General features: G+C 61.2%; 10 protein-coding genes and 2 pseudogenes. 5 read left to right on the top strand and 7 right to left on the bottom strand.

Going from position 1 to position 15151, the window contains the following annotated elements; all coding sequences use genetic code 11:
- Nucleotides 1-551: pseudogene (locus E0F99_RS30315) on the top strand (hypothetical protein); the annotation flags it as partial.
- A 100-nt stretch (nt 552-651) separates the two neighbouring features.
- On the opposite strand, the pseudogene E0F99_RS24540 reads toward E0F99_RS30315, so the two are convergent.
- Nucleotides 652-1044: pseudogene (locus tag E0F99_RS24540) on the bottom strand (FUSC family protein); the annotation flags it as partial.
- A gap of 226 nt (nt 1045-1270) precedes the next feature.
- On the opposite strand from E0F99_RS24540, the gene E0F99_RS24535 reads away from it, so the two are divergent.
- Nucleotides 1271-1843 (top strand): DUF2239 family protein, encoded by a 573-nt coding sequence (locus tag E0F99_RS24535; RefSeq protein ID WP_083358723.1) that lies wholly within the window; start codon nt 1271-1273, stop codon nt 1841-1843.
- Nucleotides 1844-1868: 25 nt separating this feature from the next.
- Nucleotides 1869-3224: an MATE family efflux transporter gene (locus E0F99_RS24530; protein ID WP_083358722.1), complete on the top strand. Its 1356-nt coding sequence runs from the start codon at nt 1869-1871 to the stop codon at nt 3222-3224.
- Between the two features lie 6 nt (nt 3225-3230).
- Here E0F99_RS24530 and E0F99_RS24525 read toward each other — a convergent pair whose 3' ends face one another.
- On the bottom strand, nt 3231-3806 hold the full coding sequence (locus tag E0F99_RS24525) for a TetR/AcrR family transcriptional regulator (RefSeq protein ID WP_083358721.1): 576 nt from the start codon (nt 3804-3806) through the stop codon (nt 3231-3233).
- Nucleotides 3807-3947: 141 nt separating this feature from the next.
- Between E0F99_RS24525 and E0F99_RS24520 the strand changes: the two genes are divergently transcribed.
- A complete protein-coding gene (locus E0F99_RS24520) occupies nt 3948-5120 on the top strand; it encodes an MFS transporter (protein WP_083358720.1) in 1173 nt (390 codons plus the stop codon).
- Between the two features lie 3 nt (nt 5121-5123).
- Here the strand turns inward: E0F99_RS24520 and E0F99_RS24515 are convergent, their stop codons facing one another.
- The 5 genes from E0F99_RS24515 to E0F99_RS24495 all read right to left on the bottom strand — a co-directional run bounded on the left by E0F99_RS24515 (nt 5124) and on the right by E0F99_RS24495 (nt 8669).
- Complete coding sequence (locus E0F99_RS24515; RefSeq protein ID WP_269457866.1) at nt 5124-6155, bottom strand: family 2 encapsulin nanocompartment cargo protein terpene cyclase; 1032 nt, start codon at nt 6153-6155, stop codon at nt 5124-5126.
- Between the two features lie 69 nt (nt 6156-6224).
- Nucleotides 6225-7154, bottom strand: a complete 930-nt coding sequence (ispH, locus tag E0F99_RS24510) for a 4-hydroxy-3-methylbut-2-enyl diphosphate reductase (RefSeq protein WP_083358718.1) — start codon at nt 7152-7154, stop codon at nt 6225-6227.
- 2 nt (nt 7155-7156) lie between these two features.
- Nucleotides 7157-7705 (bottom strand): 1-deoxy-D-xylulose-5-phosphate synthase N-terminal domain-containing protein, encoded by a 549-nt coding sequence (locus tag E0F99_RS30910; protein WP_083358717.1) that lies wholly within the window; start codon nt 7703-7705, stop codon nt 7157-7159.
- Nucleotides 7706-8055: 350 nt separating this feature from the next.
- Nucleotides 8056-8421, bottom strand: a complete 366-nt coding sequence (locus tag E0F99_RS24500) for a type II toxin-antitoxin system HicB family antitoxin (protein WP_083358716.1) — start codon at nt 8419-8421, stop codon at nt 8056-8058.
- The gene (locus E0F99_RS24495; RefSeq protein WP_083358715.1) at nt 8418-8669 is read right to left on the bottom strand and encodes a type II toxin-antitoxin system HicA family toxin; all 252 of its coding nucleotides are present in this window, start codon (nt 8667-8669) and stop codon (nt 8418-8420) included. Before E0F99_RS24495 ends, E0F99_RS24500 begins: the two co-directional genes overlap by 4 nt.
- A gap of 209 nt (nt 8670-8878) precedes the next feature.
- Here E0F99_RS24495 and E0F99_RS24490 point away from each other — a divergent pair.
- On the top strand, nt 8879-15151 hold a 6273-nt coding region (locus E0F99_RS24490), incomplete at its 3' end, for a non-ribosomal peptide synthetase (protein ID WP_130908971.1).

The following is a 15151-nucleotide window of genomic DNA, read 5'->3' as shown; positions in this document are numbered from 1 at the left end:
TGTGGCTTACAATTTTTAGCGGTGCGAGGGAGCTGAAGGTATTGGATGGCTATCTGATCAGCGAATGGGAAGTAACGAGAGGTTTAATGGACAAGCCGGTATCGCGCGATTGGATAAAGGGATTGCCAAATAATACTAGCGTCGAAGTAAAGCTTTATGTAGGTCAGGCTGGCAGCACAAACATAGCAACCGCTACGGCGTCTCCATCAACATTTTATACCGTGGGTACTATGCTTCGCCCACCAGTTATTTCAAAGGTGCTGGTGGCTTCAACGGGTGCCAGTTTAGCTAACGGAGGACGCTACCCTAATGCCCAAGGGATTGGGGTGATATTTTACGGAACGTGTGATGCTCTCCCATTCGCGCGCGCATTAAGAGTCGGTCAACTCCCTGAGGGCGGCCACATTTTTACAATTCCAGCAGGTGTTACGTCTTGGCAACAATGGGTGGGCCCACCTGCTATTGATCAATGGATTACCTATTATGCTGTCGAGCATCAAGTTGATCCCACTGTAAGGTCCAATCCTTTTACGTGGTCTAGATCACGCTAGGTAATAAACCTTAGGTAACGGTACTGCTCGAAGTCAATATAAGTAGTGTGCAGTCGGGACAGTCCTACTCAACCGTAGGCTGTCCCTTTTTATCACCCATTCAAATCTTCCAATGACTCGCCGTCTTCGCCAACCGCTGCCGCATCGCATCCACATTCCCCGCCAACTGCAACGTCAACAACCGATACCCATCCAACGCATTCTGCACCGGTGCCTCCAACCCGGCGTCATCCGATACCTGCGCGGCAGGTCGGTCCAGTCGTTCCGTAAACCCCGATTTTAACGCCCGTGCCATTCCCACCCACTGCACCCGAATCTGTCGATGCTCGGCCTTTAGCGTCAACTGCATGCGCGCCATCGCCTGTTCGTCGCGTGGGTCGGGCCGGGTATTACCGAGAATCTCCAGGGTGCTGATGCACATGCGCAAATGCCGTTGGATTGCGTCCAACTCGGTCATTGAGATGCGCACTTCCTTGGACACCGACGGCATCGCCAACGCTTTGCTCAGGGCTGTCGCCAGCACGATGTTTAGGTGCGCGGGCTGCGGGTGGAGCTGGAGCCGGCCATTGCTGCGTGTCTGCTGCACGACCCCACTGTTCTAGGGATGCAGGCGACGCTGCGGGGTGAACAATTGGACGTTTCAAGACACTCGGCTTGCATGTCGCAAAATTACAACTAATATGACGCGGGTAAAACAAATAACATCCGGGTAATAGTTCATGCCTAAGCAAAACGCTCCACTGTGCACTGCCTTTGTTCGTCACCAACGCGTGGCGGCGGGGGACTATTGCGCAGTCGCTGCCGCGCTGGCGGGCCTTGACCTGACCGCTGGCAGCTTTCTGGTGTTCGATGACGCGACCGGCACCCAAGTCGATTTCCCGTGGCCCACCGGCTATGCGCCTGAGCCGCCCGCGTCGGTCGTGAGCGATGACGAGCCGCCCGTCACGTCATCTGTCGGCCGCCCAAAGCTTGGCGTGGTGGCGCGCGAAGTCACCTTGCTGCCCCGCCACTGGGAATGGCTGGGCCAACAACGCGGCGGGGCCTCAGCGGCCTTGCGCCGGTTGGTGGATGAAGCGCGCAATGCCCATGCAGCACGTGATCAGAGCCGCCAAGCCAAAGAAGCCAGCTATCGTTTCATGAGCGCTATCGGTGGCGACCTGCCCGGTTTTGAAGACGCCTCGCGAGCGTTGTTCGCTGAAGAGGCGGCGGCCTTTGCCACTACGATCGCGCATTGGCCCATCGACGTGCAGACGTACCTGGCTTGGCTGTCGCGCAATGCTTTCCCCGTCTAACAATAATTGCGGGACTCGAACCACCATGCACGTCACCCAACAACGGCCGTTGTGGCAGGCCTACCTGATCTTTCTGGCACCGATGGTGCTGTCCAATTTTCTGCAAAGCTTTTCCGGCACCCTCAACGGCATCTACGTCGGGCAAATGCTCGGCACCCAGGCGCTGGCGGCGGTGTCGGGGATGTTCCCGATCGTGTTTTTCTTTATTGCCTTGGTGATCGGCCTGGGGGCGGGCGCTTCGGTGCTGATCGGCCAGGCCTGGGGCGCCCAGGAAACCGGACTGGTCAAGGCGATCACCGGTGCGACGTTGGCCTTGGGCGCGTTGGTGGGGTTGATCGCGGCCGTGCTCGGCGGCTTGTTCGCGCGCCCGGCGCTGCAGGCGTTGGGTACACCGATAGATGTACTCGACGATGCCGTGGGCTATGCCCAGATGATGATGCTGATCATGCCGCTGCTGCTGGTTTTCATCCTCTACACCCAGTTGCTGCGTGGCGTCAGTGACACGGTTTCGCCGCTGCTGGCGTTGATGGTCTCGACCCTGGTCGGCCTGTTGCTGACCCCGGCGCTGATTCGCGGCTGGATCGGCCTGCCGCCCATGGGCATCCAGAGTGCGGTGTACGCAGGCTTGGTCGGCAACGCCTCGGCGATGCTGTTTCTGATCCTGCGCCTGCGTCATAAAAACCATGTGATGGCGCCGGACCGTGAGCTGCTCGCCGCCTTGCGCCTGGATCGGGCAATCCTCGGCAAAGTGCTGCGTATCGGCCTGCCGACGGGCTTGCAGATGGTGGTGCTGTCGTTGTCGGAGTTGGTCATCCTCGCCTTGGTCAACAGCCATGGCTCCCAGGCCACGGCGGCGTATGGCGCGGTGACGCAGATCGTCAATTATGTGCAGTTCCCGGCGCTGTCGATTGCGATCACTGCGTCGATCCTCGGCGCCCAGGCGATTGGCGCCGGGCGCCTGGAGCGCATCGGGCCGATCCTGCGCACGGGCTTGCTGATCAACACCTGCCTCACCGGCGGCTTGATCGTGCTCGGTTACCTGCTGTCGCACTGGTTGCTGGGGCTGTTCATCACCGACGACGCGGCGCGGCTCAATGCCGAACACCTGCTGCACATTATGTTGTGGAGCATCCTGGTATTCGGCTTCCAGGCGGTGGTCGGCGGGATCATGCGCGCCAGCGGCGTGGTGCTGATGCCGGTCGCCATCTCTGTTTTCTGCGTGCTGTGTGTTGAGCTGCCGATGGCGTACTTGCTCAATGCACACTTCGGCTTGCAAGGCGTGTGGATGGCGTTCCCGGTGACCTACCTTGCGATGCTGGCATTGCAGACCGCCTATTACCGGCTGGTGTGGCGGCATAAGCAGATCAAGCGACTGGTGTAGCGCGGCTTATTGCTTCAAGCCGCGCAGCAGCAGCTCCAGGCCCTGCAAACCTTCCGCCAAGCGATCGCCTGGGTGTTCATCGCGGGCGATCCACAGCGCGGTGTTGACCAGGCTTCCATTGATCAACTGCGCCAGCGCGATGCTGGGGCCTTGCTCGATGGCACCGGCCTGCATCAAGCCCTCAAGCAGCTGGCGCAATGACGCCACGCAGTGCTGTTGCGAGCCGGTATCGCCGAGCACGGCCGGCGCATCCTGCAACACAATGCGTTGGATTTCGTCGTCCTGGGCCATGCGCAAATACGTTCGGCAACGCTCACAGAAACCGTCCCAAGGGTCTTGGGCTTGCTCGGTGATGTGCTGCAAGCGTGTGTCCATTTCGCTGTCGAGTTGGGCGACCACCGCAGCCAACAGGCCTTTCTTGTCACCAAAGTGATGGTACAAAGCCCCACGGGTCAGGCCGGCGCGTGCGGTAAAGTCGTCCATCGACGTGTTGGCGTAGCCCTGTGTGGCAAAAGCCTGGCGGGCGCTGGCGATCAGTCGGGCGCGGGTGTCTTCGATCATTTCGGCACGGGCTCGGGTCATGGGTAAGGCTCGCGATGGTTGTTCAGTGATTGACATACGCTGCGTATGTTACGCATGATTTGCCACATACGCACCGTATGTATGTTGCCGTGATGATTGCAGATAGCAAGACTCAAGGCGTTGAGGATGAGGTTGAGCAGGATGGCAAACCCCTACGCCGAGTTGTTCCAGGCCCCTGGCAGCAGAGCTTTCGTACTGGCCGGCATGCTTGCGCGCATGCCGATATCGATGGCCGGTATCGGCCTGATCACCATGCTGTCGCAAGTGCATGGCGGCTATGGCCTGGCAGGCGCGGTGGCGGCGGTGTTTGCCTTGGCCACGGCGTTTTGCGCGCCGCAGGTTTCGCGGTGGGTGGACCGTTATGGCCAGGGCAGGGTGCTGCCGCTGGCGGCACTGATCGGCGGCGGGGCGTTGTTGCTGTTGCTCTTATGCACCCGGCTTCAGGCGCCGAGCTGGGCATTGTTTGTGTTTGCCGCTTTGGCCGGTTGCATGCCCAATATGTCGGCCATGGTGCGGGCGCGCTGGACCGAGTTGTACCGAGGCCAGCCGAAGTTGCAGACCGCGTTTGCCCTTGAATCGGTGCTGGACGAGGTGTGTTTCATCATCGGCCCACCGATCTCGGTCGGCCTGAGTGTCGTGCTGTTCCCGGAAGCCGGGCCCTTGCTGGCAGTACTGCTGCTGGCGGTGGGCGTGACCACCTTTGTGCTGCAACGCGCGACTGAGCCGCCGGTGCATGATCACCAGGACCCTCACGGCCGCTGGTTGATCGCCTCACCTTCGGTGCTGATCCTGATGATCCTGCTGCTGGCCATGGGCGTGATCGTCGGCGTGGTGGATGTGGTCAGCGTCGCGTTTGCCCAGCATCAAGGCCAACCGGCGGCGGCGAGCATCGTGCTCTCGGTGTATGCCATCGGCTCGTGCCTGGCGGGGTTGGCCTTTGGCATGCTCAAGCTCAAGGCGCCGTTGCCCCGACAGTTTCTGTTCTGCGGCGTGGCCACAGCGTTGACCACTTTACCGTTGCTGCTGGTCACCAATATCCCTGGGCTGGCCGTGGCGATCTTCATCTCCGGGCTGTTCTTTGCGCCGACGCTGATCGTGTCCATGGCGTTGGTGGAGCAAATCGTCCCTCCCAGCCGCCTGACCGAAGGCATGACTTGGCTGATCACCGGCCTGAGCATCGGCGTGGCTATTGGCGCAGCCAGCTCGGGTTGGATGATCGACCACTTTGGCGCCACCAGCGGATTCTGGGTGGCGCAGGCGGCGGGGGCGGTGGTGTTGGGCTCGGCGGTGCTGGGCTATCGAAGGTTGGGCTGAGTTTTACACTTGGTATCGACCACTGTGTTGATGCCATTCATTGTTGCCCGCCAGCCAGGCTTTTACTCCGCCAAGGAAGCGTTCGAGCTGCGGTGAGGCGTGTTCCAGCAGTTGGTGTTCCTTATCTGCATACCGGCGCACGATTTCATTGTGAGTCTCAGCTGCCAGCCACATGCCTTGCTGTAACGAGCAGCCGTGTTCGTGTGCGAGCAGCAACGGCAGATTGAAATCACCTATTTCAGGCATGCTTTCTTTGGGCGCGGAGTACACGTCATTGGCAATGATGGTTGCGCTGGCGGCGAGGGTCACGACTTCGCGTACCTGCGCAGAGAAATACGCATCAGCCTCAAGTTCGTAGCCGCCGACCACATCAATCAGCGCCATGCAGGGTAAGAAGCTGTTGACTTGTCGGTGGGCCAGGTACTCCCAGACACTCGGTAAGCTGTGCTCTATGCGCCATGCGGCTTCTGCGTTCATGGTCACGAACATGGCAATGGTCTCCAGACGGACCCGAGCCATCTGAGATTCAGAGCTGTAGCGAGCCAAATGGCTCATATAGCCTTGTAAGCCACGCAGTACAGGATCGCGATTCAATGCCTGTGTCAACGCGAGGTCGTGCGGCGCAGTCAGGTGTGCCTTGTCGAGAGCAGCCAGTGCCAGGGACAAACGCGGGCCCAGTAGTCTGGGGTTGGAGCCGCTTCGCTCATCGTCACAATAGTGATCGTCCACCGCAAATAAGGCAGCGATGCATTTCGCTGAAAGCAGGAGGCGTTCAGGTGTGTCGGTATCGGGGTGGCACAGCATCGCAAAACGCCCGAAATTCGAAGCGTGCACCTGTTCCAGCTGGCCTTCGAAAATGCCCACTTGGCTGACCCAATCTAGCAACAGGTCATTGACGTGATTCCCCAGCGCTTCGTCTACCCGTACCGGCAAGGGGCATTCCAGCGGTGGTATGACGAGCTGGGCCGCCAGGTGTTCGTGTTTATTTATCATTGCCTTTCCCTGTGTTGTGGGTCGATGTCGTGATCCTTCCACCGGTGTTGAACGGTGGGTGGGTAACCACGTGGGCCATGGTGGTGCTTGTTCCTGTAGGCATTCACTGGCCTATTGCCGGGCAATCAAGCCCGTGGGCGGACGAAACTGCACGCGTTCTGCACGACCCTCCAGGGTCTGAATATGTACCGGGCCAGTCCGTTCCAGGGCCGCGATAACGTCCTGCACCGAGGTCTCAGGAGTCGAAGCGCCTGCGCTGATGCCCACATTCATTTGCGGCGTAAACCAGCGGGTATCCACTTCACTGCCGTCGGCTACCAGGTAGCTGGGCGTACCGCTGGCGTTAGCCAGCGTGCACAAGGTGGTAGCGTTCGCGCTATTGGCGCTGCCCACCACCAGCAGCACATCCACTTGGGTACAAAGTTCACGCACGGCTTGCTGTCGATTTTGCACCGCGTAGCAAATGTCACGGGCGGCGGGTCCAACAATGGAGGGATAGCGCCGTGTCAACGCTTCGACCACCGTACGTGTGTCATCCACACTCAGTGTGGTCTGGGTGAGGTACGCCAGCGAGGTGGTCGCAGGGAACGTCAGCGCGCGGACCTGTTCGAGGGTTTGGATCAACGTGATCGGCGCGTCTACCTGGCCGAGGATGCCGATAACTTCCGGGTGCCCGGGCTCGCCGATCAGGATCAGTTGGTAACCTTTCGCCGCGTATTGGCGGGCATGGTTATGTACCTTGGTCACCAGCGGGCAGGTCGCGTCGATGACCTCAAGTTGACGTCGTGATGCCTGGTGTTCCACGTCACGCGCCACTCCATGGGCACTGAAAATAGTCACGGCACCGAGCGGTACGTGTTCCAGTTCTTCGACAAAAACAGCGCCTTGGTCGCGCAATGCCTCGACCACGTGGCGGTTGTGCACGATTTCATGGCGCACGTAGACCGGTGCACCGAATTGTCCCAAGGCCTGCTCGACCGTGTCGATGGCACGCACGACGCCGGCACAGAAACCCCGTGGTTGGGCCAGGATGATGTTCATGTTTATGCACTCGCCTGATGGGTTGATGTACCGTTCGGCAGTGGGCGCCCCAACGGTTGATCATCGGTGAACTGCTGTATGGAGCGGCTTATGTCTGGGGCGTCCAGGCCCAGTTGCAGCAGGGCAGCGCGCAGGTTCTGACGGGCCAGGCATTCCAGGCACGCCGACTCTGCGCCGGCCATGACGCAGCCTTCCTCGACGGGCACCAACCCATCAAAACAGTCATCGCTCGATTTACAACGACGTGGGAAACCCGAAATACGACCGCACTGACGAATGCTGCGCATTTTTTCGCGGCGCTCGGTGAGGATCTTAGGGGCGTAGGCCTGATGTCCGACGTCCCAGATGATTCGATCATCGGGAGTGTCGAACACGCAGTGCAGAGCGATAGTCAGTTCAAAGGTGGCCACGTTGGCCGAAAGATGGCCTCCGGTGGCGCCGACAGTGCGTAGGATAAACGCACGTATTTCGTCGTCGAGTGGCCCCAGTGCTGTGGGGGGCAAGGCGCGCAGGCGGGCAGGTGCATCGAGGGTGCCGAAGTGTTCGAACACAGCAAGACTCCGAGGTGTCTATGCCATTGGACGTTACTGCGGACCAAGGATTAGGGTTAAAACGAGAGGCAACTTTGTTTTCAATCTAGACGCTGTGCTGCAAAGCGCAACGCCCTCAGTTAGTCCAATTTGGAATTGGATGACTCAAAGAAATGAATAACCTGCGCCCAGCTAATTAACACTGTTCCCGTCGATCGTCAGTGGGTAACTGCGCCGAAGGGTTCGGCGACAGTGTAGCCGTACGTCATGCCCTAGCCATTCCAGCTTGAATTCTTGCGCGGCCTGGATCGAGACCCGTGCCTGGTCTGGGAGCAAGTGCGATTGCCAGGTTCAAGTGTGCAGGCTCTGGATCAACCTGGCGTCGGGCACGGATCTGCGCAGTGATGGTGCAAAAATTCACTCAGGGCCTGGCGAGTCAGGTCGTTGAGTGTCACTTTCTTACGGGTCGCGGCCAGGGCCGCCGCCAAATGCAGGTCATGGCCGACACGTACGTTGAATGAACCCTTGCAGGGCTTTTCCGGTGTTTGCCCGAGGGTGTTGCATGTAGCGAGATAGTCTTCCACGGCCTCTCGAAAGGCCACATCCAGCTCTGCGACAGTTTTGCCCTCATAGCTGACCAGCGCCTTGATAAACAGCACTTTGCCAAACAGGCAGTTGTCTTCGAGGCTGGCTTCGATAGAGCCGATGTAGCCGTTGTGTTTCAGTTGGTTGTTCACTGAATCAGTTCTCCTGATTTCAATTGTTCGATGATCTGGCGCCGAATGTAGTGCTTCAGTTCGTTGCCGGGGTGAGGCTTGTGCAAGGTGATCATTGCACTGGGGTCGCCGATGTCGAATTTGACCCGGCTTCCAGCCCCTTCAATCGGTGTGTAGCCAAGGCGATGCAGCAGCGTTACGAGCTCAGGCCAGGTAAAGGCCATGTGCTCGTTGAGCAGTTTGGCGAGCAGCTTTTCATTTTTGGACACGGCGTTCCCTGCGTGTAACTAAATGTAGTTGCAAAATGTGGTGTTCGTCAATGCTAGCTCGTCTTGGTGTGTCTTTCCTGACATTGATGTAACCCTTGATGACGGCTCGCTCCAAGCCTTTCATCCCCCGTTAATTTTTCCCCGCCCGGTTCGTTTTATAGGGACGACGTGCCTTTGTGCTTCCTGCCTATTGCTCCGGACTCCAAGAAATGAATGCTGAAGACTCCTTGAAACTTGCTCGCCGGTTTATCGGGTTGCCCCTGGAAAAACGCCACGTGTTCCTGCAGGCCCTGCAGAAAGAAGGCGTGGATTTTTCCCGGTTTCCGATTCCGGCAGGGGTTGAGGCGCAGGATCGCCAAGCGTTGTCCTACGCCCAGCAGCGCATGTGGTTTCTGTGGCAATTGGACCCGGCCAGCGGCGCCTACAACCTGCCCGGCGCCGTGCGGCTCAAGGGGGTGCTCAGCCTGCGTGCGCTGGAGCAAGCCTTCGCCAGCCTGGTGGCGCGGCATGAAACCTTGCGCACAGTGTTCCAGCGCCAGGCCGATGAGCGTCTGGAGCAAGTTGCGCTAGAACCGTCGCTGGCCGTCGAGCACCTGGACTTCAGTGCCTTGGCACCGGCTGAGCGTGAGCGTGCCGTCAACCAAGCGGCGACGCGTCAATCGCTGCTGCCGTTCGACCTCGAGCGCGGCCCGCTGCTGCGCGTGCAGTTGCTCAAGCTCGACGCGCAGGAGCACGTGCTGCTGCTGACCCTGCACCACATCGTCTCCGACGGCTGGTCGATGAACGTGCTGATCGACGAGTTCATCCGCTGCTACGACGCCCATGAGCGCAACGAGGCGCCGCAACTGCCGGCGCTGCCGATCCAGTACAGCGACTACGCACTGTGGCAGCGCCGCTGGCTGGAAGCGGGCGAACAGGCGCGTCAACTGGAGTACTGGCAGGCGCGCCTGGGCGATGAGCATCCGGTATTGGAATTGCCGACGGATCGTTCGCGCCCGGCCATGCCCAGCTACCAAGGCACTCGCCATAATTTCGCCATTGATTTGGGCCTGGCCGCGCAACTGCGCAGCTGTGCGCAACAGCACAACGTCACCCTGTTCATGCTGCTGCTGGGCGCCTTCAACGTGCTGTTGCACCGTTACACCGGGCAGGGCGATATCCGTGTCGGCGTGCCGATCGCCAACCGTAACCGCAGTGAAGTCGAAGGGCTGATCGGCTTCTTCGTCAACACCCAGGTGCTGCGCACCGAACTGACCGGGCAGACCCGCGTTGCCGAGCTGCTGCAAGGCATCAAGGCGCACGCGCTGGGCGCCCAGGACCATCAGGAGTTGCCGTTCGAGCGTCTGGTAGAAGCGCTGAACGTTGAGCGCAGCCTCAGCCATACGCCGCTGTTCCAAGTGATGTACAACCACCAGCCAGTGGTAGCAGACATCGCTTCGGTGAGCACCGCCTCCGGCCTGGAGCTGTCACTGGTTGAGTGGCAAGGCCGCACCACCCAATTCGACTTGACCCTCGACACCTTTGAGAAATCCGGGACCCTGCATGCCGCGCTGACCTATGCCAATGACCTGTTCGATGCGCCTTCTATCGCGCGCATGGCCCAGCACTGGATCAGCCTGTTACAGGCCATGGTGGCCGATGGCGAACAGCGCATTGGTGAGTTGCCGATGCTGGCGGCCGATGAGCAGCACGTAATGACCCATGCGTGGAACCAGACCGGCGAAGCGTATCCGACCGAGCGCGGCATCCACCAACTGATTGAAGATCAGGTGCGGCGCACACCGGACGCGCCAGCCTTGGTGTTTGGCGCAACCACGTTGACCTACGCCCAACTCAATGCCCGCGCCAACCAACTGGCGCACGCGTTGCACGAGCAGGGCGTGGGCCCGGACGTGCTGGTGGGCCTGTGCGTCGAGCGCTCGGTCGAAATGGTGGTGGGTCTGCTCGCGGTCCTCAAGGCCGGCGGCGCCTACGTGCCGTTGGACCCGGAATATCCCCAGGAACGCCTGGCCTACATGATCGAAGACAGCGGCATCGCGCTGCTGCTCAGTCAGCAGCGCCTGCTGGCGTCACTGCCGACTGAAAACATCCAGCTGATCGCCCTGGATCAGGCGCCCGGTTGGCTCGACGGCTACAGCAGCGAATCGCCCGCCGTCGCCATCCAGGCGTTGAACCTGGCGTACGTGATCTACACCTCCGGCTCCACCGGCAAACCCAAGGGTGCCGGCAACAGCCATCGCGCGCTGGTCAACCGTTTGTGCTGGATGCAACAGGCCTATGGTTTAGACGCCAGCGATGCGGTCCTGCAGAAAACCCCGTTCAGTTTTGACGTGTCGGTGTGGGAGTTCTTCTGGCCGCTGATGACCGGCGCCCGCTTGGTCGTCGCGGCCCCTGGCGAACACCGCGAACCGGCCCGCCTGATCGAAACCATTGGCCGCCACGCCATCACCACCTTGCACTTCGTGCCGTCGATGCTGCAGGCGTTTATCCATGAGCCGGGCGTGCACGCCTGTGCCAGCCTCAAGCGCATTGTGTGCAGCGGTGAAGCCTTGCCACTGGACGCGCAACTGCAGGTGTTCGCCAAGCTGCCAGCGGCGGGTTTATTCAACCTCTATGGCCCGACCGAAGCGGCTATCGACGTGACCCACTGGACCTGCGTCGATGAGGCCGCGGGCAGCGTGCCCATCGGCCGCCCGATCGCCAACCTTGCCACCTACGTGCTCGACGCCCAACTCAACCCGGTGCCAGCCGGAGTGTCCGGCGAGCTGTACCTGGGCGGCACCGGCCTGGCGCGCAGTTATCACCGGCGCCCGGCGCTGACGGCTGAGCGTTTTGTACCCAGCCCGTTTATCCACGGCGAGCGCCTGTACCGCACTGGCGACCGCGTGTGTCAGCGCGCCGATGGCGTGATCGAATACCTTGGCCGTCTCGACCATCAAGTGAAGCTGCGCGGCTTGCGTATCGAGCTGGGCGAAATCGAAACGCGCCTGATGCAACATCCTTCAGTACGAGAAGCGGTGGTGTTGGTGCAGGGCGGCAAGCAACTGGTCGCGTACCTGGTGCTCGAGGGCGAAGCGCCGACTGACCTCAAGGCGTGGCTACTCAGCAGCCTGCCGGAATACATGGTGCCGACCCATATGGTGCACCTGGACACGCTGCCAGTGACCGCCAACGGCAAGCTCGACCGCAAGGCATTGCCGGTGCCGGATGCGGCGCCGCAACACGCCTTTGTTGCGCCTTCCAGCGAATTGCAAAAGGCCCTGGCGGCGATCTGGAGTGACGTGCTTGGCGTCGACCCAGTCGGTCTGGATGATAACTTCTTCGAGCTGGGCGGTGATTCGATCATTTCCATTCAGGTGGTCAGCCGCGCGCGCCAGGCAGGCATTCGCCTCAGCCCGCGCGACCTGTTCCAGTACCAAAGCGTGCGCAGCCTGGCGCTGGTGGCCGCGTTTGAACAGGCGGCCGTTGTCGATCAAGGCCCAGTGACCGGTGACGTGATCCTGACGCCCGTGCAGCAAAGCTTTTTCGCCCAGGCAATCCCGGCACGTCAGCATTGGAACCAGTCGCTGCTGCTGACGCCGCGTGAGGCGCTGGAGCCTGCACGCCTGGAAGCGGCGCTGACGCAACTGATCAACCACCACGACGTGTTGCGCCTGCGTTTTGTGCAGCAGGGCGACACCTGGCAGCAAGCCCATGCCGCGACTGTCGCCGAGCCTGGGCTGTGGCAGACCCTGGCAACCGACGACACGCAATTGGCCGCATTGTGCGATGAAGCCCAGCGCAGCCTGGACCTGCAGCAAGGCCCATTGTTGCGTGCAGCGTTAGTGCAGATGGCCGATGGCACCCAGCGCCTGCTGCTGGTGGTCCATCACTTGGTGGTCGACGGCGTGTCCTGGCGCATCCTGCTGGAGGACCTGCAACAGGCTTATCGAGAAGCCGCATTGCCGGCCAAGACCAGCAGCTACCAGCAATGGGCGCAGCAACTGCAGGCCCACGCGCAAACCCTTGATGATCAATTAGCCTTTTGGCAAGCACAGTCCAGCGACGCCGACCTGCCGTGCGACAACCCTCAGGGCGGCCTGCAAAACCGCCTGGGCACCCAGCTCGAAACCCGCCTCGATGCCGAGCTCACCCGCCAACTGTTGCAAGACGCGCCAGCGGCTTATCGCACCCAGGTCAACGACCTGCTGCTGACCGCGCTGACGCGGGTGATCAGCCGTTGGAGCGGGCAGGCCGCTGCGTTGATCCAACTGGAGGGCCATGGTCGCGAAGACCTGTTCGACAGCATCGACCTGAGCCGCACGGTCGGCTGGTTCACCAGCCTGTTCCCCGTTCGCTTGCAAGCCCATGGCGAACTGCCGAGCGCGATCAAGTCGATCAAGGAGCAACTGCGCGCCGTCCCGGATAAAGGCCTGGGCTACGGCCTGCTGCGCTACCTGGGCAACCCGCAATCGCGCGAAACTCTTGCAGGCTTGGCTGCGCCGCGTATCACCTTCAACTATTTGGGGCAGTTCGACCGCCAATTCAACGAAGCGGCGCTGTTCGTGCCAGCCGCGCAAAGCAGTGGTCAGGCTCAGGATTGCGAAGCACCGTTGGCCAACTGGCTGACGGTGGAAGGGCAGGTGTATGGCGGTGAACTGTCGCTGCAATGGGGCTTCAGTCGCGAGATGTTCAGCGTCGCAACCATTGAGCGCCTGGCCGATGACTACGCCACGGAACTCAAGGCCTTGATCGAGCATTGCTGCGCAACGCCTGCTGGGCAGGTGACGCCGTCGGACTTCCCGCTGGCACGCCTGACCCAGCAGCAGCTGGATGCACTGCCCGTGGCCGGGCCGGACATCGCCGACCTCTACCCGCTGTCGCCGATGCAGCAGGGCATGCTGTTCCACACCCTGTACGAACCCGAGGCACAGGCCTATATCAACCAGCTGCGCCTGGACATTGAAGGCCTCGACCTGCTGACCTTCGGCCGTGCCTGGCAAGCGGCGCTGGACCGCCATGACATTCTGCGCAGCAGCTTCCACTGGCTGGGCCTGGACAGTGCCCATCAGGTGATCAAGCGTCAGGTCGACGTGCAGTTGCAGGTGATCGAAGACGTGAATGCCGACCTTGATGCCCTTGCCGATGCCGAGCGCTCACGCGGCTTTGAATTGAACGCAGCGCCGCTGTTTCGTCTGATGCTGGTGCGCGGCGCCGGCTCTGCTTGGCACTTCATCTTCACCAGCCACCACATCCTCATGGATGGCTGGAGTCATGCGCAGTTGCTCGGCGAAGTGATTGCCCACTATGCAGGCCAGGCCTTGGAGGCGCCGCTGGGGCAGTTCCGCGATTACCTGGGCTGGCTGCAACAGCAACCTTCGGGAGAGGCGTTCTGGAAAGCGGCCATGGCGCCGCTGCAAGCGCCGACGTTGCTGGCCCAAGCACTGCGTGCGCCGGTCGACGGCGTGGGCATGGCTGATCATCAAGTGACGCTGGATGACGTCTTTACCCAAGCGCTTGGCGAGTTTGCCCGCCAACAAAAAGTCACGCTCAATACCGTGCTGCAAGGCGCCTGGAGCCTGTTGCTGCAACGCTACACCGGTCAGGATTGCGTGGCGTTTGGCGCTACCGTCGCCGGGCGTTCGGCGCCCTTGCCGGGGATCGAGCAGCAACTGGGCTTGTTCATCAACACCTCGCCGATCATCAGCGCGGCCTCGCCCGCTCAATCGGCCAGCGCCTGGCTCAGTGAGTTGCAAGCCCTGAACCTGAGCTTGCGCGACCATGAACATGTGCCGCTCTACGACATCCAGGCGTGGGCCGGTCAGCAAGGTGCGTTGTTCGACACCTTGCTGGTGTTCGAAAACTTCCCGGTGGCCGAAGCGTTGAAGCAAGGCGCGCCCGCCGGCCTGACCTTCGGCCGGATGCACAACCACGAACGCACCAACTACCCGTTGACCCTGGGCGTTGAGCTGGGCGCCAGTCTGCGCCTGGAATTGAGCTACGACCGTGCCCACTTCAGCGAGCAACAGGTCACGCAACTGGGCGCTAACCTGCGTCACCTGTTGACGCAGCTGGTGGCGGATGCGGGTGTGGCACTGGGCAACCTGCAACTGCTCGACGCCGCCGCGCAGCATCAAGTACTCAGCCTCAGCCAATCCGTTGGTGTTGCGCCGCGTCATCAGCGTGTGCACGAGCGCATCGCTGCCCAGGCCCATGCTACGCCTGACGCGCTGGCGGTACAGGCGGGCAGTGAGCGCCTGAGCTACGCCCAGCTCAACCAGCGCGCCAACCGTCTGGCCCACCGCCTGTTGGCGCTGGGCGTGGGTCCGGGCCAGCGCGTAGGCTTGGCCAGCCGGCGTGGCCCGCAGTTGATCGTCAGCCTGCTGGCGGTGCTCAAGAGCGGTTCTGCCTCTTGTCCGCTGGACCCGAAATACCCGGCCGAACGCCTGGCCGACAGCATCGCGGACACTCCCCTCGACCCGCTGCTCAGCGCAACCGGAACT

The sequence above is a fragment of the Pseudomonas antarctica genome, assembly GCF_900624995.1.
In the GTDB taxonomy this organism is placed as follows: Bacteria; Pseudomonadota; Gammaproteobacteria; order Pseudomonadales; family Pseudomonadaceae; genus Aquipseudomonas; species Aquipseudomonas antarctica.
Note: the sequence above shows the minus strand (reverse complement) of the source record. Positions and strands in the feature narration are given on the sequence as shown.